4 protein-coding genes (1 of these 4 running past the window's edge) are annotated in these 25,636 nt (G+C 72.7%); all 4 read left to right on the forward strand.

Annotated elements, in window-relative coordinates; all coding sequences use genetic code 11:
• Tightly spaced (at most 38 nt apart), the 4 genes in view from ABZ354_RS20585 to ABZ354_RS20600 form a layout consistent with a single transcriptional unit that may run on beyond the window.
• On the forward strand, positions 1-11,841 hold the 3' portion of the coding sequence (locus tag ABZ354_RS20585) for an amino acid adenylation domain-containing protein (protein WP_358658683.1). It extends 2,325 nt beyond the left edge of the window; the window shows 11,841 of its 14,166 coding nt (coding positions 2,326-14,166); the start codon falls outside the window, past its left edge; its stop codon occupies positions 11,839-11,841.
• Positions 11,835-23,549: an amino acid adenylation domain-containing protein gene (locus ABZ354_RS20590; RefSeq protein WP_358658685.1), complete on the forward strand. Its 11,715-nt coding sequence runs from the start codon at positions 11,835-11,837 to the stop codon at positions 23,547-23,549. Before ABZ354_RS20585 ends, ABZ354_RS20590 begins: the two co-directional genes overlap by 7 nt.
• Before the next feature lie 38 nt (positions 23,550-23,587).
• Positions 23,588-24,859, forward strand: coding sequence for a cytochrome P450 (locus tag ABZ354_RS20595; RefSeq protein WP_358658687.1), 1,272 nt, complete (start codon positions 23,588-23,590; stop codon positions 24,857-24,859).
• Positions 24,856-25,635, forward strand: a complete 780-nt coding sequence (locus tag ABZ354_RS20600; RefSeq protein WP_358658689.1) for an alpha/beta fold hydrolase — start codon at positions 24,856-24,858, stop codon at positions 25,633-25,635. The genes ABZ354_RS20595 and ABZ354_RS20600 overlap by 4 nt, the downstream gene beginning before the upstream one ends.
• The last annotated feature ends 1 nt before the right edge of the window (position 25,636 follow it).

Raw genomic sequence — 25,636 nt, forward strand, 5'->3', positions numbered from 1 at the left:
GTCTATGTTCTGGATGCCGCTCTGCGTCCGGTGCTGCCCGGTGTGCCCGGTGAGCTGTATGTGTCCGGTGCCGGTCTGGCCCGTGGTTATCTCGCGCGGCCCGGTCTGAGTGCCGAGCGTTTCGTGGCCGACCCCTTCGGCGGGCCCGGTGCCCGCATGTACCGGACCGGCGACCTTGCCACCTGGACGCCCGAGGGTGAACTCGTCTTCAACGGGCGCGCGGACAGTCAGGTGAAGATCCGCGGTTTCCGCATCGAACTCGGCGAGATCGAGTCGGTCCTGCTGGCCCAGGACGGCATCGCCCAGGCCACCGTCGTCATCCGCGAGGACCGGCCGGGCGACCGCCGTCCGGTGGCCTACCTGGTGGCCAAGGCCGGCGCCGAGACCCCCAGCGTGGCCGTCCTGCGCACCAGCGTCTCGGAGACCCTGCCCTCCTACATGGTGCCGACGGCGTTCGTCAGCCTCGACGAACTGCCCGTGACGCCCAACGGCAAGCTGGACAAGCGCGCCCTGCCGGCCCCGGACTTCTCCGGCGTGGCCTCCGGCCGCACCCCGCGCACCCCGCAGGAGGAGATCCTCTGCGGGCTGTTCGCGGAGATCCTCGGCGCGTCCGTGGTGAGCATCGACGACAGCTTCTTCGAGCTCGGTGGCCACTCGCTGCTCGCGACCCGGCTGGTCACCCGCATCCGGTCGGTGTTCGGCGTGCAGTTCTCCCTGCGCAGCCTCTTCGAGGCGCCGACCGTCGCCGGCCTCGCCCACCAGCTCACGTCCAGTGGCCCGGCCACCCCGCGGATCGAGGCGGGACGGCGCCCGGCGGACGTTCCCCTCTCGCTCCAGCAGACCCGGCTGTGGTTCATCAACCAGTTCGAAGGCCCCAGCCCCGCCTACAACGTGCCCATGGCGGCCCGCCTGACCGGGCCCCTGGACGTCGAGGCGCTGCGTGCCGCGCTGGCCGACGTCGCCCGCCGCCACGAACTCCTGCGCACCGTCTTCCCCGACCGGGACGGCACCCCCTGCCAGGTCGTCGTGGACACCGTGCCCGAGCTGACGGTGACCGACACCGACCCGGCCGGCCTGGAGGCGCTGCTGACCGAGGCCGGGAGTGAGGGCTTCGACCTGACCGCCGAACCGCCCGTGCGGGCCCGGCTGCTGCGCCTGGGCGACGAGGAGCACGTCCTGCTGGTGCTGATGCACCACATCGTGATGGACGAGTGGTCGGCCGTGCCCTTCGGCCGCGACCTGTCCGCCGCCTACGGCGCACGGCGTGACGGCGACGAGCCGGCCTTCGAGCCGCTGCCCGTGCAGTACGCCGACTTCGCCCTGTGGCAGCGCGACGTGCTGGGCAGCGAGGACGACCCGGACAGCGCCGTCTCGCGCCAGCTGGACTTCTGGCGCGAGGCGCTGACCGGCCTGCCCGACGAGCTGAACCTGCCGGTGGACCGGCCCCGCCCCGCGGTCGCCTCCTACCGCGGCGGCACCGTCGGCTTCCGGATCAACCAGGAGGTCCACCGGCGCCTGGTCGCCCTCGCCCGCAACTGCCAGGCCAGCGTGTTCATGACGCTGCAGGCGGGACTCGCGGTCCTGCTGCACCGGCTGGGTGCCGGAACGGACATCCCCATCGGCACCCCGATCGCCGGGCGCAGCGACGAGTCGCTGGACGACGTGGTCGGCTTCTTCATCAACACCCTGGTCCTGCGCACCGACCTGTCGCAGGACCCCGACTTCCGCTCCCTGCTGGGCCGGGTGCGCGAGGCCGACCTGGCGGCCTACGCCCACCAGGAGGTGCCGTTCGAGCGTCTGGTCGAGGTCCTCAACCCGAACCGGTCGATGTCGCGCCACCCGCTGTTCCAGGTGATGCTGACCCTCCACAACAACCCGACCGCGCCGTTCCGGCTGCCCGGCGTCGAGGTCGGCACGCAGCGCGTGGACACCCAGGTCGCCAAGTTCGACCTGCTGTTCAGCCTGCGGGAGAGCTACTCCGCCGACGGGCGCCCCGGCGGTGTCGAGGGCTTCGTCGAGTACAGCAGGGACCTGTTCGACGAGCGGACCGCGGAGCGTGTCGCGGCGTCCTTCGTCCGTGTCCTGGAGGCCGCCCTCGCCGAACCGGGCCGCCCGATCGGCAAGATCGACGTACTCGACCCGGTCGCCCGGCACGAACTCCTCGTCGCCCGCAACGACACCGGGCACGACGTGCCCGCCATGCCGCTTCCCGCGCTCTTCCAGGCCCGCGTCGCGGCACACCCCGACGCCCCCGCCCTGGAGTGCGGCGAACAGGCACTGACCTACGCCGAGCTGAACGAGCGGGCCAACCGGCTCGCCCGGCTGCTGATCGCCCGCGGCACCGGACCCGAGCGCATCGTGGGCCTGGCCCTGCCCCGCTCCGCCGAACTGGTCGTCGGCCTCCTCGCCGTGCTCAAGTCCGGCGCCGGCTACCTGCCGCTCGACCCGGAGTACCCGGCCGAGCGGCTGGCCTTCATGCTCGCCGACGCCGCACCGGACGTGGTGCTGACCACCACCGAGGTCGCCGGCCGGCTGCCCGCCGGACCCACGCTCGCCCTGGACGACCCCCGGGTGGAGAGCGAACTGGCGGGCCAGGACACCGCCAACCCGCGCGACGAGGAGCGGACCTGCCCGCTGCGACCGCAGCACCCCGCCTACCTGATCTACACCTCCGGCTCCACCGGCCGCCCCAAGGGCGTGGTGATGCCCTCCGGCGCCCTGGTCAACCTGATGTCCTGGCACGCCGCGACGCTGCCCGCAGAACCCGGCGCCCGCGTCGCACAGTTCACCGCGATCAGCTTCGACGTCTCCGCACAGGAGATCCTGTCGTCCCTGCTGGACGGCAAAACCCTGGTGGTCCCGGACGAGGACACCCGGCGCGACCCGGCGCGGTTCGCGGCCTGGCTGGGGGACCGGGACGTCACCGAGCTGTACGCCCCCACCATGATGCTGGACGCGCTCGGCGAGGCCGTCACCGAGCAGAACGCCGCCCTGCCGGCCCTGCGGCACATCGCGCAGGCGGGCGAGGCGCTGACACTCGGCGGCCGGATCCGCGACCTTTCCGGCACCCCGGGACGGGACCTGCACAACCACTACGGCCCCTCCGAGACCCACGTGGTCACCGCGCACACCCTGCCCGCCGACCCGGCCCACTGGCCGACGGGCGCCGCACCGATCGGCCGCCCCGTCTGGAACACCCAGGCCTACGTCCTGGACGCGGCCCTGCGGCCCGTACCCGACGGCGTCATCGGCGAGCTGTACATCGCCGGCGCCCAGCTGGCACGCGGCTACCACGACCGCCCCGGCCTCACCTCCGAACGGTTCACCGCAGACCCGTTCGGACCGTCCGGCTCCCGCATGTACCGCACCGGCGACCTGGTGCGGTGGAACGGCGAGGGCGAACTGGAATACGCCGGCCGCGCCGACCACCAGGTGAAGGTCCGCGGCTTCCGTATCGAACTGGGCGAGATCGAGGCAGTCCTGCGCAGCCACCCCGAGGTCGCCCAGGCCGCCGTGGCCGCCCAGGACGACCGGCGCGGCGGCCGCCGCCTGGTCGGCTACGTGGTCCCCACCGGCACCGTCCGGCCCGCCGAGCTCAAGGCACACGTCGCGGCCGCACTGCCGGACTACATGGTGCCCGGGGCGATCGTGCTCATGGACGAGTTCCCGCTGACACCCAGCGGCAAGCTCGACCGCGCGGCGCTGCCGGTGCCCGAGGCAGAGACGCACACCGGCCGCGCCCCGCGCGGTCCGCGCGAGGAAATCCTGTGCGGCCTGTTCGCCGAGGTTCTCGGCGTGCCCTCGGTCGGCGCCGACGACGACTTCTTCGCCCTGGGCGGCCACTCCCTGCTGGCGACCAAGCTGGTCAGCCGCATCCGCAGCACGCTGGGCGTGGAACTGGCCGTACGCGACATCTTCGAGGCCCCCACCGTCGCCGGACTGTCCCCCGCCGTGGCCGGCGCCTCCGGTGCCCGCGCGGCCGTCCGCCCCATGCCCCGCACCGACCTGGTGCCGCTGTCCTTCGCGCAGCGCCGGCTGTGGTTCCTCAACCGCCTGGAGGGCCCGAGCTCCACGTACAACCTGCCGCTGGCCGCACGGCTGACCGGCGCGCTGGACGTGCCCGCGCTGCGGGACGCGCTCGGTGACGTGGTGGCCCGGCACGAGAGCCTGCGCACCACCTTCCCCGAGATCGACGGCACCCCGCGGCAGTCGATCATCCCGGCCGGGCAGGCCGTCCCCGAACTCGTGGTCCGCGAGGTCGACGAGGAGGCGCTGGACGCCGCCATGGAGGAGGCCGCCTTCCACGGCTTCGACCTGGCCGCCGAACTGCCGGTCCGGGCGCACCTGTACCGGCTCGGCACCGACCGGCACGTCCTGCTCATCGTGATGCACCACATCGCCGGCGACGGCCTGTCCATGGCGCCGATGGCCCGCGACCTCGCCGAGGCCTACGCCGCCCGCCTCGACGGCCGCGCGCCCGGCTGGGCACCGCTGCCGATCCAGTACGCGGACTACACCCTCTGGCAGCGCGAGGTCCTCGGCAGCGAGACCGACACCGGCAGCGAGATCGCCCGCCAGCTGGAGTTCTGGCGGACCACGCTGACCGGCCTGCCGGAGGAACTGCGGCTGCCCACCGACCGGCCGCGACCGCCGGTCGCCAGCCACAAGGGCTCCACCGTCCCCTTCGCGGTGCCGGCCGAGCTGCACGAGCGGATGGCGGACCTGGCCCGGCGCACCCGGACCAGCCTGTTCATGGTCGGCCAGGCCGCTCTCGCCGCGCTGCTCACCCGCCTGGGTGCCGGCACCGACATCGCCCTGGGCACCCCGGTCGCCGGACGCGGCGACGAGGCACTCGACGACCTCGTCGGCTTCTTCGTCAACACCCTGGTGCTGCGCACCGACACCGGCGGCGACCCGAGCTTCGCGGAGCTGCTGGAGCGCGTCCGTGAGGACGACCTCGCCGCCTACGCCCACCAGGAGGTGCCCTTCGAGCGGCTGGTCGAGGTCCTCAACCCCGAGCGCTCGCTCGGCCGCCACCCGCTCTTCCAGGTCTGGCTGAACCTCCAGAACACCGCCGACGTCGAGATCAGCCTGCCCGGCGTGGAGATCGGCTCGCAGGGCGTCGGTATCGGCGCCGCCAAGTTCGACCTCGCCTTCAGCCTGCGCGAGCGCTACGACCAGCAGGGGCGCCCGGCGGGCATGACCGGCCTGGTCGAGTACAGCGACGACCTGTTCGAGCCGGAGACCGTCTCGCGGATGGCCGACCGCCTGCTGCGGCTGCTGGACGCGGCGTGTGCCGACCCCCACCTGCCCGTCACCCGCCTGGACGTGCTCGCCCCGGCGGAGCGGCACCAGGTGCTGGACGGGTTCAACCGGACCGGCCACGACGTGCCGCAGGGCACCATCGCCGAGCTCTTCGCCCGCCAGGCCGCGGCCACCCCCGGCTCGGTGGCGATCAGCTACGACGGCACGGAACTGAGCTACGCACGGCTGGACGCCGAGGCCGACCGCCTCGCCGGCCTGCTGGCGCGCCGCGGCATCGGCCCCGAGGACGTCGTCGCCGTCGCACTGCCGCGCACCCCCCGGCTGGTCGTCGCCCTGCTGGCGGTGCTCAAGGCCGGCGCGGTCTACCTGCCGGTCGACCCCGCCTATCCGGCCGACCGCATCTCCTTCATCCTCGCCGACGCCCGCCCGGTCCTGCTGCTGACCGAGGGGCCGGCCGCCACCGGGCTGCCCGTCTCCGACGTGCCCCGGCTGCTGCTCGACGACCCCGCGGTCCATGCCGAACCGGCCCACACCGCGCCCGCCGTCCGCACGGCCACCCCGGCCAACGCCGCCTACATGATCTACACCTCCGGCTCCACCGGCACGCCCAAGGGCGTCGTGGTCCCGCACGAGGGCATCGGCGGCTTCGGAGCGATCCGTGAGCAGTTCGCCCTCGACGCCCACAGCCGGATGCTGCAGTTCGCCTCCTCCAGCTTCGACGCCGCCATCTGGGAGGTACTGGCCCCGCTGCTGGTCGGCGGTGCCCTGGTGATGGCCCCCGCGGACGACCTGGCCGTCGGCGAACCGCTGATCGCGCTGCTGGCCCGGGAACGGGTCACGCACGCCAACATCCCGCCCGCGGCGCTCGCCGTGCTGCCCCCCGGCGCACTCCCGGACGGCATGAACGTGATCCTCGCCGGTGAGGCGTCCGCACCGGACCTCATCGCCCGCTGGTCCGACGGACGCAGGCTGCTCAACGCCTACGGCCCCACCGAGGCCACCGTCTGCGTCACCGTCAGCGAACCGCTCACCCCGGGCACCACCCCGCCCATCGGCCGCCCGCTGTGGAACGTGCGCGTGCTGGTCCTGGACGAGGCGCTCCAGCCGGTCCCCGTCGGCACCCCCGGCGAGGCCTACCTGGCCGGCGCCGGACTCGCCCGCGGCTACGCCGGACGGGCCGGACTCACCGCCGAGCGCTTCGTGGCCGACCCCTACGGCCCGGCCGGGTCCCGGATGTACCGCACCGGCGACCTCGTGCGCTGGCTGCCGGACGGCAACCTGGAGTTCGTCGGCCGCGCCGACGACCAGGTCAAGATCCGCGGCTTCCGCATCGAGCCGGGCGAGGTCGAGTCACTGCTCGTCGCCCACGCCGACGTCGCGCAGGCGGCGGTCCTCGCCCGTGAGGACGAGCCCGGCGAGCGACGCCTGGTCGCCTACGTGGTCGCCCCGGCCGGCCACACCGCGCCCGCCGCGGCGGCCCTGCGCGAGCACCTCGCCGCCCGGCTGCCGGAGTACATGGTCCCCTCGGCCTTCGTGGTCCTGCCGGCCCTGCCGCTGACCCCCAACGGGAAGATCGACCGCCGGGCCCTGCCCGCTCCCGAGACCACCGGCGCCACCGGCGGCCGCGCCCCGCGCAACGACACCGAGGCCCGGCTGCGGGACATCTTCGTCGAGGTGCTGCACGACGAGGACATCGACGTCGAGGCGAACTTCTTCGAGCTCGGCGGGCACTCCCTGCAGGCGACCAAGCTGGTCAGCCGGATCCGCAGCGAGTTCGCCGCCGAACTGCCCCTGCGCGACTTCTTCGAGAACCCGACCGTGGCCGGCCTCGCCGTGCTCATCGGCGGAGCCGAGGAGGCCCGCCAGAGCGTGGTGCCCCAGCAGCGGCCCGAGCACATCCCGCTGTCCTTCGCGCAGCGCCGGCTGTGGTTCCTCAACCGGCTGGAGGGCCCCAGCCCCACCTACAACATCCCGCTGTCCATGCGGCTCACCGGCATCCTCGACGCCAAGGCGCTGCAGGCGGCGATCGGCGACGTGGTGGCCCGGCACGAGAGCCTGCGCACCACCTTCCCCGAGACCGGCGGCACACCCCGCCAGGAGATCCTCGACCCCGAGGTCGCCACCCCCCGGCTGCGGACCGCCGACGTCACCCCCGCGGAACTCGACGCCGCCGTCGCCGGGGCCGTCTCCTACGGCTTCGACCTGGCCGCCGAACTGCCGCTGCGCGTCCACCTGTTCACCGTCGGACCACGCGACCACGTACTGATCTTCCTGATCCACCACATCGCCTCCGACGGCTGGTCGCTCGGCCCGCTGCTGCGCGACCTGTCCGACGCCTACCGGGCCCGCACGGCCGGCCGGGCACCGCAGTGGACCCCGCTGGCCGTGCAGTACGCCGACTACGCCATCTGGCAGCGCGACCTGCTCGGCGACGAGGACGACAAGGACTCCAGGCTGGCGGCGGAACTGGACTACTGGCGCGAGCAGCTGGCCGGCATGCCGGAGGAACTGGCACTGCCGACCGACCTGCCGCGCCCGGCCAGGCCCAGCCACCGGGGCGACCTGGTCCGCCTGCGACTGCAGCCCGCGCTGCACCGCGCACTGGCCGGCCTCGCCAAGACCACCGGGGCCAGCCCCTTCATGGTGCTGCAGGCCGCCCTCGCCGCCCTGCTGACCCGGCTCGGCACGGGCACCGACATCCCCGTGGGGACCACGGTCGCCGGCCGCACCGACGACGCCCTGGACGAACTGGTCGGCTTCTTCGTCAACACCCTCGTGCTGCGTACCGACACCGGCGGCGATCCCACGTTCCGGGAACTGGTGGAACGGGTGCGCAGCACCGATGTCGCGGCCTACGAGAACCAGAACGTGCCCTTCGAACGGCTCGTCGAGGTCCTCAACCCCAGCCGCTCCATGTCCCGGCACCCGCTGCTGCAGGTGATGCTGAACCTGCTCAACACCCCGCCCGCCGAGCTCAGCCTCGGCGACGGCCTGACCATCGCCCAGCAGCCCAACGGGCTGCGGGTGGCCAAGTTCGACCTGGCGTTCAACCTGGCCGAGACGGTGGACGCGGCCGGAGAGCCGGACGGCGTCGTCGGTGTCGTCGAGTACAGCACCGACCTGTTCACCCACGACACCGTCCAGCTGCTGGCCGACCGGCTGGTCGCCCTGCTCGAGCGCATGCTGGCCGAGCCCGACCGCCCGATCGGCGAGCACGACCTGCTCACCGGCGACGAGCGCGAGCGGCTGCTCGGCGAGTGGAGCATCACCGCCGCCCCGGCACCCGCCGGCACCCTCGCCGAACTGTTCGAGGCGCAGGCGGCACGCACCCCCGACGCCACCGCCCTGTGGCACGAGGGGGAGCTGACCAGCTACGCGGAACTGAACCGGCGGGCCAACCGGCTCGCCCACGAGCTCACCGCCCGCGGGATCGGCCGGGGCCAGGTCGTCGCCGTCGCCGTCCCGCGCTCCCCGCAGCAGGTCACCGCCTTCCTGGCGGTGGCCAAGGCGGGCGCCGCCTACCTGCCCGTCGACCCCGAGTACCCGGCCGAGCGCGTGGCGTTCATGCTCGACGACGCCGCACCGGCCGCCCTGCTCGCCACCGACGCCTCGCGCGGCGGACTGCCCGGCGAACCGGCCGTGCCCACCTGGATCCTCGACGAGGAGGTCTTCACCGCCGCGGTGGCCGCCCGCCCCGCCACCGACCCCGACGGTCCGCACCGCGCCACCCCGCACAGCCCGGCCTACGTCATCTACACCTCCGGCTCCACCGGCCGTCCCAAGGGCGTGCTGGTCAGCCACACCGGCCTGGCGTCGTTCGTGCACAGCCACGTCGAGCGGCTGGGCCTGGACGGCGACAGCCGGGTGCTCCAGGTCGTCTCCACCAACTTCGACGTGTCGGTCGGCGACCTGGCGATGAGCCTGCTGTCGGGTGCCTCCCTCGCGCTGCCGGGCCCCACCAGGGACCTCGTCGGCGACGGCCTGGCCGACGCCCTGGAAGCCGCGGCGGCCACCCACGTGATGCTGCCGGCCCCGCTGCTGGGCACCCTTCCGGAACGCCCCCTGCCCCATCTGCGCTGCATCGTCTCCGGCGGCGAGGCACTCTCGCCGGGCCTGCTGGCCCGCTGGTCGGCCGGACGCACCGTCGTCAACGCCTACGGCCCCACCGAGACCACCATCGCCGCCACGCTCAGTGGCCCGCTGTCCGCCGACACCGCACCGCCGATCGGACGACCGGTCACCGGCACCCGCGTGCTGGTCCTCGACGAGCGGCTGCGGCCGGTACCGGTCGGCCTCGCCGGCGAACTCCACCTCGCCGGACCCGGCGTGGCACTCGGCTACCTCAACCGCCCCGGCCTCACCGCGGAACGGTTCGTGGCCGACCCGTTCGGCCCCGCGGGCGGGCGGATGTACCGCACCGGCGACCTGGTGCGCTGGACCACCGACGGCCAGCTGGAGTTCGTCGGCCGCGCCGACCAGCAGGTCAAGATCCGCGGCTTCCGCGTGGAGCTCGGCGAGATCGAGACCGTACTGCTCTCCCAGGAAGGACTCGCGCAGGCCGCGGTCGTCGTCCGCGAGGACCAGCCCGGGCTCAAGCAGCTCGTGGCCTACATCGTCCCGGAGACGGGCGCCCAGGTGCCCGAGCAGACGGTGCTGCGCAAGGACGTCGCCACCGCGCTGCCCGACTACATGGTCCCGGCCGCCTTCGTCACCCAGGACGCGCTGCCGCTCACCGCGAACGGCAAGCTGGACCGCGCCGCGCTGCCGGCACCGGAGTTCGACACCGGCGTGCCCGGCCGCGACCCGGCCACCGAGCGCGAGGAGGCGCTCTGCCGGATCTTCGCCGAACTCCTCGGCCGCAAGACCGTCGGCGTCGACGACAGCTTCTTCGACCTCGGCGGCGACAGCATCGTCTCCATCCAGCTGGTCAGCCGCGCCCGCGCGGCCGGCATCGAGCTGAGCGTCGCGGACGTCTTCGAGCACCGCACACCCGCGGCCCTCGCGGAGATCGCCGAGGCGGCGTCCCAGCCCCTCGCCGAGGACCCGGACGCCGGCATCGGCGAACTGCCGCTCACCCCGATCGTGCACTGGTGGCGCGAGCACGGCGGGCCCATCGACGGCTTCCACCAGTCGATGGTCGTCCAGACCCCGGCCACGCTCGACCTCGCCGGGCTGACCACCGCCGTACAGGCCGTACTCGACCGGCACGACGCCCTGCGCATGCGGCTGACCCGGGCCGGCGCCGAGGACTGGCGCACCGAGGTCCGCCCCCGCGGCGAGGTCCGCGCCGAGGACCTGGTGCACCGGGTGGACTTCGCGCAGGCCGCCGCGTCCGGCGACACCGACGCCCAGCGCGCCCTGTTCACCGAGCACGGCCAGGCGGCCTCCGCGCGGCTCACCCCGGAGTCCGGCTCCCTCGCCCAGGTGGTCTGGTTCGACGCCGGCCCCGGCCGGCCCGGGCTCCTGCTGCTCGCCGTGCACCACCTCGCCGTGGACGGCGTGTCCTGGCGGATCCTGATGCCGGACCTGGCCACCGCCTGGTCCCAGGTCGCCGCGGGCGGCAAGCCCGAACTGGAGCCGGTGGGCACCTCCCTGCGCACCTGGGCCACCCGGCTCACCGAGGAGGCCGCCGACACCCGCCGCCTGGAGGAACTGCCGCTGTGGCGCGCCGCCCTGAGCGGCCCCGACCCGCAACTGGCCTCCCGGCCACTGGACAAGCGGCGCGACGTCTTCGGCACCGCGCACACCCTCAGCCTCACCCTGCCCCCGGAGGTGACCGGCCCGCTGCTGACCAGCGTGCCCACCGCCTTCGACGCCCAGATCAAGGACGTCCTGCTCACCGCCTACACGGTGGCTGTCGCGTCCTGGCGGGCACGGCGCCAGCCGACCCAGGGCAACGCCGTGCTGGTCGAGATGGAGGGCCACGGCCGCGAACCGGTCGTCAAGGGCGCCGACCTGGGCCGCACCGTCGGCTGGTTCACCAGTTCCTACCCGGTGCGACTCAACCCCGGCCAGGTCGACTGGAACGACTTCTGGAGCGGCGGCCAGACGGTGGAGACCACGCTCGCCAAGGTGCGCGCCCAGCTCGCCGACCTGCCGGACGGCGGCATCGGCTACGGCATGCTGCGCTACCTCAACGAGCGCACCCGGACCCAGCTGGCCGCGCTGCGCACTCCGCAGCTCGGGTTCAACTACCTGGGACGGTTCGCCGCGGGCGGTGGTGATGCCCCGGCGGCGCAGGACTGGAGCCCGCCACCCGGCATGGCCGGCCTGAACGGCGGCGGCGACGCCGCCATGCCCATGGCCCACAGCCTGGATCTCAACGCACAGACCCAGGACCACCCGGACGGTCCCCGGCTGGTCGCCGCGTGGGCCTGGCCGGACGACATGTTCGACGAGGCCGACGTGCGGGAGCTGGCCGAGACCTGGTTCCGCGCCCTGACCGCGATGGTCGAACGGGCCGAGGACCGGGGGGCGCAGCCCGCCCCGGCCGGGCCGGGCACGTTGGTCCCGATGGACGAGCAGGAACTGAACGAGTTCGAGAACGAGCTGGACGACGAGGGGTTGTCATGGTGAAGCAGTCACGCATCGAGGATTTTCTGCCCTTGTCGCCCTTGCAGGAAGGGCTGCTCTTCCACTCCCAGTACGCGGAGGACGACGAGGACGCACTCGACGTCTACACCGTGCAGATCGCGGTCGACCTGGACGGGGCACTGGACACCGACCGGCTCCGTGCCGCGGCCGCCACCCTGCTGCGCCGGCACGCGAACCTCCGGGTCGGCTTCCGGCGCCGCAAGAACGGCGACCCGGTACAGGTGGTCTACCGCGACGTCGAGCTGCCCTGGACCGAGACCGACCTCGCCGACGTGCCGGCCGAGCAGCAGGGCGACCGTCTCGCCGAGCTGATGGCCGCCGACCGGGTGCGCCGTTTCGATCTCAGACGTGCTCCGCTGGTGCGCTTCACCGTGATCCGGCTGGGGGAGAACCGCTGCCGGTTCCTGATGACCAACCACCACATCCTGCTCGACGGCTGGTCCGGCCCGCTGCTGATGCGCGAGCTGTTCGTGCTCTACGCCGGCGGAGAGCTGCCGCCGGTGACGCCCTACCGCGACTACTTGTCCTGGCTGGGCCGGCAGGACACCCGGGCCGCGCTCGCCGCCTGGCGCGACGCACTGGGCGACGTCGGCGAACCCACCCTCGTCGCGCCGGACGCCGCACGGGGCGCGGTGGTCCCGGAGGACCTGCTGGTCACCCTGCCGGAGGACGTGAGCGACAGCCTCGCGGAGACGGCCAGGCGCTGCGGCGTCACCCTCAACACCGTGGTGCAGGCAGCCTGGGGAGTCCTGCTGGGAGGGCTGACCGGCCGCGACGACGTCGTCTTCGGAGGCACCGTCTCGGGCCGCCCGTCGGCGATCCCGGGCGTGGAGAACATGGTCGGCTCCTTCATCAACACCCTGCCGGTACGCGTCAGCGCACGGCCGGCCGACACCTTCGCGGAGCTGCTCGAACGCCAGCAGCGCCAGCAGGTGGCCCTGCTCGACCACCACCACCTCACGCTCGCCGACATCCAGGCGCAGTCCGCGGCCGTCGGCGAACTCTTCGACACCCTCGTCGTGTTCGAGAACTACCCCGTGGAGGCCGACGGCCTCGGCGAGCTGGCCGACGGCGTCCGGGTCACCGGCGCCGTGGGCCAGGACGCGACCCACTACCCGCTCAGCCTGTTCCCGGCACCGGGACGGCGGATGCGGATCCGGCTCGGCTACCGGCCCGACCTGTTCGACCGAGACCGCGCGCAGGGCATCCTGGACGCCTTCGTCGGCATCCTCCTGCAGATCGGCGCCGACCCCGAGACCCCGGTCGGCCGCGTCCAGGCGCTGCCCGAGACCGAGCGCCACCGGCTGCTGACCGAATGGAACGACACGGCGGCGCCCACCGGCGACTTCCCCGTCGGGCTCGTCGAACACCACGCGGCACACACGCCGGACGCCACCGCCGTCGTCGACGGCGACGGCGAGGTCTCCTACCGGGAACTCGACGAGCGCGCCAACCGCCTGGCCCGCCACCTGAGCGGCCTCGGTGTCGGACCCGAGTCCTGGGTGGCCGTCGCCCTGCCCCGCGGGGCGGCCCTGGTGACCGCCCTGCTCGCCGTCCTCAAGACCGGCGGGGCCTACGTCCCCCTGGACCCGGAGTACCCGGCCGACCGCATCGGCTACATCCTCGACGACGCACAGCCCTGCGCACTGGTGACCGACTCCTCCGTCACCTCGCTGCCCGAGACCGGCCCGCTGCACCGCGTCGTGCTCGACGACCCCGCCGTCGCCGCCGCCGTCGCGCAGCTGCCCGCCACCGCGCCCGCCGCCGCCGACCGCACCGCGCCGGCCCACCCGGCCAACCCCGCCTACGCCATCTACACCTCCGGCTCCACCGGCCGGCCCAAGGGCGTCGTCGTCTCCCGCCACAACCTCACCAACCTGGTCGCCGACATGCGGACCCGGTTCGGCGTCGGCGCCGCCGACAAGCTGGTCGCGGTGACCACCATCGCGTTCGACATCGCCGCACTCGAACTGTTCGTGCCGCTGTCCGCGGGCGCCACCGTGGTCGTCGCCTCCCGCGACGAGGTGCTGGACCCGCCCGCGCTCGCCTCACTGATCACCGGCAACGGCGCCACCCTCATGCAGGCGACCCCCACCCTGTGGCAGGCCCTGGTCGCCGAACACCCCAAGGCCCTGACCGGCCTGCGGGTCCTCGTCGGCGGCGAACCCGTACCGGCCGGCCTGGCCACGCGGCTGTGCGACCTGGCCGACGAGGTCACCAACGTCTACGGCCCGACCGAGACAACGGTCTGGTCCACCTCGGCCCGCCTCGGCGACCGCCCCGGACTGCCCGCGATCGGCCGGCCCATCGCCAACACCCGGGTCTACGTCCTCGACTCGTCCCTCAGCCCCACCCCGGCCGGCGTCGCGGGTGACCTGTACCTCGCGGGCGACGGCGTCGCCCGCGGCTACGCCAACCGCTCCGGCCTGACCGCCGAACGCTTCGTGGCCGACCCCTTCGGCACCCCCGGCTCCCGCATGTACCGCACCGGTGACGTGGCACGCTGGGCCGACGACGGCCAGCTGGAGTTCGTCGGCCGGGTGGACGACCAGGTCAAGATCCGCGGCTTCAGGGTCGAACTCGGCGAGATCGAGGCGGTGCTGACCGAACACGAGGACATCGCCCAGGCCACCGTGGCCGCACGCCCCGACGAGGCGGGGGAGACCCGTCTCGTCGCCTACCTCGTCGCCCGCTCCGGCCGGACCGTTCCGGCCGTGGACGTCCTGCGCGCCCACGTCTCCACCCGGCTGCCCGACTACATGGTGCCGGCCGTCCTCATGCCCCTGGACGCCCTCCCGCTGACCCCCAACGGCAAGGTCGACCGCAAGGCGCTGCCCGCACCCGACTTCGCCGCTCTGGTCACCCGGCAGGGCCCGCGCACCCCGCAGGAGGAGATCCTGTGCGGACTGTTCGCCGAGATGCTCAACCTGCCGTCCGTCGGCATCCACGACGACTTCTTCGAACTGGGCGGCCACTCCCTGCACGCCACCCGTGTCGTCAGCCGCATCCGGGCGGTCTTCGAGGTCGAACTGCCGCTGCGTGAACTGTGGGAGGCCCCCACCGTCGCGGAACTCGTCGGCCGCATCGGCGGCGCCGCCGGCGCCCGGGCCGCGCTGCGTCCGGCGCAGCGCCCCGAGGAGATCCCCCTCTCCTACGCCCAGCGCCGCCTGTGGTTCATGAACCGCTTCGAGCAGACCAGCACCGCCCACAACATCGTCCTCGCGGTCCAGATCAACGGCCCGCTCGACATCGACGCCATGCGCACCGCCCTGCGGGACGTCGTCGCCCGGCACGAGAGCCTGCGCACGATCTTCCCGGACACCGACGGCGAACCGCGCCAGGAGATCCTCCCCGCGGACCGCGGCTGCGAACTGGCCCTCGTGCGCACCACCCCCGAACACCTGGACACGGCCATCACCGCGGCCTCCGCCCAGAGCTTCGACCTGGCCACCGAGACCCCGCTGCGCGCCACCCTGTTCGAGACCGACCCGCACACCCACGTCCTGCTGACCGTGCTGCACCACATCGCCGGCGACGGCTGGTCGCTCGACCCGTTCTCGGCCGACCTGGCCCGCGCCTACGCCCGACGGGCCGCCGGCGAGGCGCCCGACTGGCAGCCGCTGCCGGTCCAGTACGCCGACTACACGATGTGGAACTACGAGATCCTCGGCGCGGAGGACGACCCGGACAGCCTGATCCACCAGCAGCTCACCTTCTGGAAGGACGCACTGGCCGGCCTCCCGGACGAGCTGCGCCTGCCCACCGACCGGCCCCGGCCCGCCAAGGCCGAGTACGACGCCGACTCGGTCCTCGTGCACCTGCCGGCCGAACTGCACAGCGGCCTGGCCGCCCTCGCCCGCAAGACCGGCACCACCCTGTTCATGGTGCTCCAGGCGGGCCTGGCTTCCCTGCTGTCGGTGCTGGGCTCCACCGACGACGTCGTCCTGGGCAGCCCGATCGCGGGCCGCACCGACGACACCCTGGACCGGGTCGTCGGTTTCTTCATCAACACGCTGGTGCTGCGCACCGACCTGTCCGGCGACCCGTCGTTCACCGAGCTGCTCGGCCGGGTGCGCGAGTCGGACCTGGCGGCCTACGCCAACCAGGACGTGCCGTTCGAGCGGCTGGTCGAGGTCCTCAACCCCGAGCGCTCCCTGGCCCGCCACCCGCTCTTCCAGGTCTCGCTGGCGCTGCAGAACACGCCGGAGAGCAGCATGGGCCTCAGCGGCCTGGACTGCACCGTGCGCCAGGTCCCCATCAAGTCCACCCAGTTCGACCTCTCCCTCAGCTTCAACGAGAGCGTCGGCCGGGACGGCGAACTGCGCGGCATCGAAGGCCTCGTGGAGTTCCGCCTCGACCTCTTCGACCGCTCGACCGTCGAGGAGATGGGCGAGCGCCTGGTGCGCTTCCTGGAGGCCGTGGCCGCCGACCCGCAGCTGCCGGTGCGCGCCGTCGACGTCCTCTCGGCGCCCGAACGCCGCCGGGTGCTGACGGAGTGGAACGACACCGCACGCGCCGACGTCACGCCCGTGACGTTCCCGCAGCTGTTCACGGCGGCCGTGGAACGCGACCGGGACGCGGTGGCCCTGGTGTGCGGCGAGGAGTCGCTCTCCTACGGCCAGGTCGACGAGCGCGCCGACCGGCTCGCCCGGGTCCTCGTCGACGCCGGAGTGGGACCGGAGCGCGTCGTGGCCCTGGTGCTGCCCCGCTCCGTCGAGATGGTCGTCGCCCAGCTCGCCGTCCTCAAGGCCGGCGGCGCCTACCTCCCGGTCGACCCCGACTACCCCGTCGAGCGGATCGAGTTCATCCTCGACGACGCCTCCCCGGCGCTGGTGCTGTCCACCGGGCCGATCACCGAGCGGCTGTCCGGCACCGGCGGCGCAGCCCGCTGGCTCCAGGTCGACACCGACCCCGGCACGGACACCGCCGGGGCCGCCCCGGTCGGCGACGCGGACCGCACCGCCCCGCTGCGCGCGGACCACCCCGCCTACGTCATCTACACCTCCGGCTCCACCGGCCGCCCCAAGGGCGTGGTGGTCTCCCACCGCGGCCTGGCCGCCTTCGCCACCTCCTGCGTGGAACGCTTCGGCGTGGACGCCGCCTCCCGGGTGCTGCTGTTCTCCTCACCCAGCTTCGACGCCTCCGTCCTGGAACTGTCCATGGCGGTCGCGGCCGGCGCCGCCCTCGTCGTGCCGCCCGCCGGACCCCTGGCCGGCGACAGCCTGCTGGACGTCCTGCGCACCCACCGGGTGACCCACTCCCTGATCCCGCCCGCCGCGCTCGCCAGCGTCCCCGGCGAGGCCGCCGCCACGCTGACCGAGCTGCGCGGCCTGGTCGTCGGCGGCGACGCCTGCTCGCCCGAACTGGTGGCCCGCTGGGCCCCCGGCCGCCGCATGGTCAACGCCTACGGCCCCACCGAGGCGACCGTGGCCGTCACGATGAGCGCGCCCCTCACCCCCGGTGGCGCGGTCCCCATCGGCACCCCGGTGGTCAACACCCGTGCCTTCGTCCTGGACGGCTGGCTGCGCCCCGTCCCCGTCGGTGTCGCCGGCGAGCTGTACGTCACCGGTGACGGACTGGCCCGCGGCTACCTCGACCGGGCCGCGCTCAGCGCCGAACGGTTCGTCGCCAACCCCTTCGGCCCGGCCGGGTCGCGGATGTACCGCACCGGCGACGTGGTCCGCTGGACCACCGACGGCACCCTGGAATTCGTCGGACGCGCCGACGAGCAGGTCAAGGTCCGCGGCTTCCGCATCGAGCTGGGGGAGATCGAGACCGTCCTCGCCCAGGATCCCGCGGTCGCCGAGGTGGTCGTCCACGCCCGCGAGGACGAGGAGCACCGCAAGCAGCTCGTCGCCTACGTCGTCGCCGCCGCCGGCGCCGAGATCGACACCGAGCGGCTGCGCGGGCTGGTGGCCACGACCCTGCCCGACTACATGATGCCCGCCGCGTTCGTCGTGCTCGACACGCTGCCGCTCACCCCGCACGGCAAGCTCGACCGCAAGGCCCTGCCCGCCCCCGAGTTCAGCGCGTCCCAGGGCAGCCGGGCCCCCGGCAACGAGACCGAGAAGATCCTGTGCGGCCTGTACGCCGAGGTCCTCGGCCTGTCCGAGGTCGGCATCGACGACAGCTTCTTCGACCTCGGCGGCGACAGCATCGTCTCCATCAAGCTGGTCAGCCGGGGCCGGGCGGCGGGGATCGAGTTCACCGCACGGGACGTCTTCGAGCACAAGACCGTCGCCCGCCTCGCGGCGGCGGCCGCCGCCACCGAGAAGACCGGGGACGACCGAGGAGACACCGACGGCACCGGCCCGGTGCCGCTGCTGCCGATCATCCACTGGATGCGCGAACGCGGCGGCCCCGTCAAGCGCTTCAACCAGACCATGATGGTCGTCGTCCCCGCCGACCTCGGCATGGGGCGCCTGGAAGCCGCCCTGCAGGCCGTACTCGACCACCACGACGCGCTGCGGATGCGGCTGCGCCGCACCGGCGGGCTGATCTGGAACCTCGACATCCCGCCGCGCGGCGAGGTGCGCGCCGCCGACTGCGTCCAGCGGGTCGACATCGCCGGACTCGACAAGGACGCGACCCACGCCCGTATCGGCGAGCACCTCCAGGCCGCCTGGGACCGGCTCGACCCCGAGGCCGGCGCGATGGTGCAGGCCGTCTGGTTCGACGCCGGCCCCGCCACCCCCGGCCGGCTGCTGCTGGCCGTCCACCACCTGGTCGTCGACGGCGTCTCCTGGCGGATCCTGATGCCCGACCTGGCCCAGGCCTGGGCCGAGGCCGCCGCCGGCCGGACCCCGCAACTGGCCCCGGTGGGCACCTCCCTGCGCACCTGGGCCCAGCGCCTGACCGAGGCCGCCCAGGACACCGAGCGCGTCGGTGAGCTGGAGACCTGGCTGGACGTGCTCGGCGAGTCCGACCCGCTGCTGACCCCCGAACCGCTCGACCCCAAGCGGGACATCACCGCCACCGCGCGCACGATCTCCCTCGTCCTGCCCACCGACCTGACCGCGGCGCTGCTGACCACCGTGCCGGCCGCCTTCCACGCCCGGATCAACGACGTGCTGCTCACGGCGTTCGGCGCGGCCCTGGGACGGTGGCGGCAGACCCACGACCGCGGTGACCACACCGGCGCCCTCATCGACCTCGAGGGCCACGGCCGCGAGGAGATCGTGGACGGCGTCGACCTCCACCGCACCGTGGGCTGGCTGACCAGCCTCTTCCCGATCCGCGTCGACCCGGGACGGCTCGACTGGAACGAGTTCTGCGCCGGCGGCCCCTCCGTCGGCCGGGCCCTGAAGGCGGTCAAGGAGCAACTGCGCAGACTGCCGGAGAACGGCATCGGCTACGGCCTGCTGCGCTACCTCAACCCGCAGACCAGCACGCTGCTCGCGGGCCTGCCCAAGCCGCAGATCGGCTTCAACTACCTGGGCCGGTTCGCCATCGCCGAGGACCAGGCGCAGGCAGTCCCGGAGGAGTGGAGCCCGGCGCCGGAATCCGGCGGACTCGGCGGCGGCGGCGACGCCGACGTGCCGCTGAGCCACAGCATCGACCTGAACGCGCAGACCCAGGACCGCGCCGACGGCCCGCGGCTGATCGCCGTCTGGTCCTGGGCGGACGCCCTGTTCACCGAGGAGGAGGTGCGTGAACTCGCCGAGACCTGGTTCGAGGCCCTCGGCGCCCTGGTCGCACACGTGGCCCGGCCGTCGGCCGGCGGCTACAGCCCCTCCGACCTGCCGCTCGTGCCGCTGACCCAGGCCCAGATCGACATGGTCGAGGCGGCCGACCCCGAGCAGCTCGAGGACGTACTGCCCCTCACCCCCCTGCAGGAGGGCCTGCTCTTCCACGCCCAGTTCGACGACGACGCCCCCGACATCTACAACATCCAGATCGCCGTGGACGTCGAGGGCGGCCTGGACACCCCCAGGCTCCGCGAGGCCGCCGCCGGACTGCTGCAGCGGCACGCCAACCTGCGCGCCGGATTCCGCCAGCAGGGACTCGACCGCCCCGTCCAGGTGGTGCGGCGCGGTGTGGAACTGCCCTGGCGCGACGTGGACCTCAGCGGCCTGTCCGCCGGGGAACGCGAGGCCGAACTCGCCACGTTCATGGCGGCCGACCGGACCCACCGCTTCGAGGTGGAACGGCCGCCCCTGTTCCGCTTCACGCTCATCGACCTCGGCGACAACCGCTGCCGGTTCGTCCTGACCACCCACCACCTCCTGCTGGACGGCTGGTCCGCGCCGCTGGTCATGCGCGACCTGTTCGTGCTCTACGCGGGCGGCGACCTGCCCGCGCCCACCCCCTACCGGGAGTACCTGTCCTGGCTGGGCCGCCAGGACCGTCGCAGCGCGCTCACCGCGTGGCAGCACGCCCTCGAAGGCGTCAGCGAACCGACCCTGATCGCCCCGGAGGACGACGGGCGCCGGGCGAGCGTCCCGGAGCGGCTGATGGTCTTCGTCCCCGAGGAGCTGACCACCGCGCTGAACGCGGCCGTCCGGCGCAGCGGCGTCACCCTGAACACCGTCGTCCAGGCGGTCTGGGGCGTCCTGCTGGGCCGCCTCACCGGCCGCAGCGACGTGGTGTTCGGCGGCACCGTCTCCGGCCGCCCCGCGGAGATCGACGGTGTGGAGAGCATGGTCGGCCTGTTCATCAACACGCTGCCGGTGCGCGTCGACGTACGGGACGGCGACACCTGGACCGACCTGCTGGACCGTCTGCAGGGCCGGCAGATCGACCTGATGTCCCACCAGTACCTGGGCCTGCCCGACATCCTGCGTGCCCAGGGCCTCGACAAGCTCTTCGACACCATCACCGTCACCGAGAACTACCCGATGGACACCGGCTCGCTCGGCAGGCCCACCGACGGCCAGCGCATCACGGGCCTGGAGGCACGGGACGCGAACCACTACCCGATCTCGCTGACCGTCGTCCCCAACCGCGAACTGATGCTGAAGTTCGAGTACCAGGGCGACCTGTTCCGGCGCGCCGACGTCGAGGTCTGGATGGACGGCCTGATCGGGCTGATCGACCAGTTCGCGGCCGACCCCGGCCGGCCCGTCGCCGACGCCGAGGTGTTCTCCGCCGAGGAACGCCGCAGGGTCCTCGTGGAGTGGAACGCCACGGGTGGGGAGCGTCCGCGGACGTTGCCGGAGCTGTTCGCGGAGCGGGTCGCGGCCGCGCCGGGGGACCCGGCGGTCCTGTTCGAGGACGTCACGTTGTCCTATGCGGAGCTGGACGGCCGGGCGAACCGGCTGGCGCATGTGCTGGCCGAGGCGGGTGTGGGGCCGGAGCAGTTCGTGGCTCTGGCGCTGCCGCGGTCGGCGGAGCTGGCGGTGGCGGTGCTCGCGGTGCACAAGGCGGGTGCGGCGTATCTGCCGGTGGACCCGGAGTATCCCGCTGAGCGGATCGCGTACATGTTCGAGGATGCGCGGCCTGGTGTGGTGCTGACCACGTCCGCGATCGCCGGGAGTCTTCCGGACGTGGGCCAGGTGCGGATCGTGCTCGACGATCCGGAGACCCGGGCGCGTGTCGAGGCGGCTCCGGGTGACCGGGCGCCCGCCGTGGCGCTGTCCGTGGATCACCCCGCCTATCTCATCTACACCTCCGGTTCCACAGGAAAGCCCAAGGGTGTGGTGGTTTCGCACCGGGGTGTGTCGAGCCTGGTGGCTGCGCAGGTGGAGCGGTTCGGGGTCGGTCCGGGCAGCCGGGTGCTGCAGTTCGCGTCGATCAGTTTCGATGCGGCGTTCTGGGAGCTGGTGATGGGTCTGCTGACCGGTGCGGCGCTGGTGCTGGCGCCGGCCGACCGGCTCAATCCGGGTCTGCCGCTGGCGGAGCTGTTCGTGGAGAAGGGTGTCACTCACGCGACGATTCCGCCGGCCGCGCTGGCGGTGCTCGAGGAGAACGCGCTGCCGGAGGGCATCACTTTGGTGGTCGCGGGTGAGGCGACCGCGCCGGAACTGGTCGGCCGCTGGTCCACCAACCGTCGTATGGTCAATGCTTACGGCCCGTCGGAGACCACGGTCTGCGCGACGATGAGCGCGCCGCTGGCCGGGGAGGTCGTTCCGCCGATCGGCGGTCCCATCACCGGTGCCCGTGTCTATGTTCTGGATGCCGCTCTGCGTCCGGTGCTGCCCGGTGTGCCCGGTGAGCTGTATGTGTCCGGTGCCGGTCTGGCCCGGGGTTATCTCGCGCGGCCCGGTCTGAGCGCCGAGCGTTTCGTGGCCGACCCCTTCGGCGGGCCCGGTGCCCGCATGTACCGGACCGGCGACCTTGCCACCTGGACGCCCGAGGGTGAACTCGTCTTCAACGGGCGCGCGGACAGTCAGGTGAAGATCCGCGGTTTCCGCATCGAACTCGGCGAGATCGAATCCACGATCGCCAAGGACCCCGCGGTCGCCCAGGTCGTGCTGCACGCACGGGAGGGCGACGAGCAGCACAAGCAGCTTGTCGCCTACCTCGTCGCCGCAGCCGGCGCCGAGGTCGACACCCCGCGGCTGCGGGACCTGGTGGCCACGAGCCTGCCCGACTACATGATGCCCACCGCGTTCGTCGTGCTCGACGCGCTGCCGCTCACCCCGAACGGCAAGATCGACCGCAAGGCCCTGCCCGACCCGGACTTCAGCCCCACGGACTGGACGGGACCGCGTACGCCGCAGGAGGGCATCCTCTGCGCGCTGTTCGCCGAGGTACTGGGCCTGGAGAAGGTCGGCGTGCACGACAGCTTCTTCGAGATCGGCGGCGACAGCATCATGTCGATGAGGCTGGTCACCAAGGTCCGTGCGACGTTCGGCGTTCGGCTGAGCATCCGCACGATCTTCGAGGCGCCCACCGTCGCGGAGCTGGTCGGTCAGCTCGGGGGCGACGAGGAGGGAGACACGCTGGACGTGCTGCTGCCGCTGCGGACCACGGGCGACAAGGCACCGCTGTTCTGCGTGCACCCGGCCGGTGGCCTGAGCTGGGTCTACTCGGGTCTGATGCAGCACATCGGCGCGGACCGGCCGCTCTACGGTCTGCAGGCCAGGGGACTCGCCGACCCGTCGGCCGCCCTGCCGGCCAGCATCGAGGAGATGGCCGCGGACTACATCGCGCAGATCCGCAGTGTCCAGCCGAGCGGGCCCTACCACCTGCTGGGCTGGTCGCTGGGCGGCCTGGTGATCCACGCCATGGCCACCCAACTGCGGGCCGAGGGCGAGGAGATCGGGCTGCTGGCCAACCTCGACCAGTACCCCATCGACCGCAGCCAGCCGGAGCCGGAGCACCGGCCGGGCCAGCAGGACGCGCTGCGCATCATGCTGGACTTCGTCGGCTACGACGTGGACAGCCTCGGCGACCAGCCCCTGGAGTACGCGATGGTGGCCGAAGTGCTCCGGGAACGGCAGAGCGTGTTCGCCAACCTCGACGAAACCGCGATCGCCGCGCTCGCCAACGTCTTCGCCAACAGCCGCTCCATGTTCGGCAGGTTCGACCCGCAGACGCTGGACAGCGACATGCTGGTCCTGGTCGCCGAGCCGGACGAGACCGTGCCCGAGGCCGAACTGGCGGCGCGAGTCGAGCAGTGGCGTCCCTACGTGACCGGAAAAATTGAATACCGGGTGGTGCGTTGCACTCACCCGCATATGATGCAGCCTGAACCGGCTGCGGAAATCGGCCGCGTCATCGCCGAAAAGCTCGACGAAGGCAAGTAGTCGGAACCCTTTCGCAGCATAAGAGGAGCGGCGGAAACATGCCCGTGGACGCGATGCAGATACCGGACGACATCTCCACCATCAATTTGACCGATCCCAGAACGTACGAGGTGAGCGACCTCAGCGAATACTGGCGGGAACTGCGGACCAACCGGCCGCTCTACTGGCACCCGCCGGTCGGTGACGCCCCGGGATTCTGGGTGGTCAGCCGGTACGCGGACGTCATGGCGCTGTACAAGGACAACAAGCGCCTCACGTCGGAGAAGGGCAACGTGCTGGTCACGCTGCTCGCCGGTGGCGACTCGGCGGCCGGCAAGATGCTGGCCGTGACCGACGGGCCCATGCACCGGAACCTGCGCAACGTGCTGCTCAAGAGTTTCTCGCCGCAGGCCCTCGAGCCGATTGTCGACCAGATCAAGGTCTATACGACGCGGCTGGTGGTGGACGCGGTTCGGCGCGGTGAATGCGACTTCGCCGCGGACGTGGCCGAGCAGATCCCGATCAACACGATCGCCGATCTGCTCGGCGTGCCCGCGGGGGACCGCGAATTCCTGCTCAAGCTCAACAAGTCCGCGCTCAGTTCCGAGGACGCCGACCAGTCGGCCGAGGAGGCCTGGCTCGCGCGCAACGAGATCCTGCTCTACTTCAGTGAGCTGGTCGCCGAACGCCGCAAGAAGCCGACCGAGGACGTGATCAGCGTCCTCGCCAACAGCGTCGTCGACGGCGAGCCGCTGACCGAGGAGACCATCGTCCTCAACTGCTACAGCCTGATCCTCGGCGGGGACGAGACCAGCCGGCTCTCCATGATCGACTCGGTGCAGACCTTCACGCGCCACCCCGAGCAGTGGCAGCTGCTGCGCGACGGGAAGGTGACCCTGCAGTCGGCCACCGAGGAGGTACTGCGCTGGGCGACGCCGGCGATGCACTTCGGCCGCCGCGCGGTGACCGACGTGGAACTGCACGACCAGGTGATCGCCGCCGGAGACGTCATCACGCTGTGGAACAACTCGGCCAACCGCGACGAGACGGTCTTCCAGGACCCGTACGTCTTCGACCTGAACAGGTCGCCCAACAAGCACATCACCTTCGGCTACGGCCCGCACTTCTGCCTCGGCGCCTACCTGGGCCGTGCCGAGGTCCACGCCATGCTCGACGCCCTGAGCACCTACACCACCGGGTTCGAGATCACCGGTGAGCCGCAGCGGATCCACTCCAACTTCCTCACCGGACTGTCCAGCCTGCCGGTGCGCTTCCAGCCGGACGAGGCCGCGCTGGACGCGTACGAGAGCGGGAACGGAGCGCAGGCGTGAACCAGCCGGCCGACGCCGGACCGTCGAGGTGGCTGCGCTGGTACCGCAAGGCGGCCAGGCCCCGGATGCGGCTGGTGTGCCTCCCGCACGCGGGAGGCGCCGCGAGCATGTTCCGCGACTGGCCCCAGTGGCTCCCCGAGGACGTCGAAGTCATCGGCGTGTGCTACCCCGGGCGCCAGGACCGGGTGCTGGAGCCGTGCATCGACGAGATGGGCGTGCTCTCCACCCGGATCGCGGACGTGCTGCAGTGCTACGCCGGTGAACGGCTGGCCCTGTTCGGGCACAGCATGGGGGCCTCGGTCGCCTACGAGGTGGCCCTGCGCCTCCAGCAGCGCACCGGCCGTGCACCGGTGGGCAGGCTGTTCGTCTCCGGGCAACTGCCGCCCCACCGTGTGACACCGGACGACGTGCACCTGCGCGGCGACGACGCGATCCAGGAGACGGTGCGCGGGCTCGGCGACCCGAACGCCGACGCCGTGCTGGACGACCCGGACCTGCGGGAGCTCGTCATGCCCGCGATCCGGGCGGACTTCCGGCTGATCGGCACCTATCTCCCGCGTCCGGCCACGGCGCTGGACACGTCGGTCACCGCCTACGCCGGGGCCGACGACGAGGACGTGCCCGCCGAGGGCCTGAAGGAGTGGGCGGCCACCACCGCGCCCGGCCGGTTCGACCACCGGGTGTACCCCGGTGGCCACTTCTACCTGCTCGACGAACCCGAGGTCCTCGTCCGGGACCTGGCCGACCACCTGGCCGCCGCCTCCGCCACTCGTTGAG

Origin of the sequence: Streptomyces sp. NPDC005925 (assembly GCF_040638805.1) — a bacterium.
Lineage (GTDB): Bacteria > Actinomycetota > Actinomycetes > Streptomycetales > Streptomycetaceae > Streptomyces.

Excerpts from the sequence above, each read along its gene's own strand:
- ABZ354_RS20595 (WP_358658687.1), top strand. The coding sequence starts at position 23,588 with ATGCCCGTGGACGCGATGCAGATACCGGACGACATCTCCACCATCAAT.
- ABZ354_RS20590 (WP_358658685.1), top strand. The coding sequence starts at position 11,835 with ATGGTGAAGCAGTCACGCATCGAGGATTTTCTGCCCTTGTCGCCCTTG.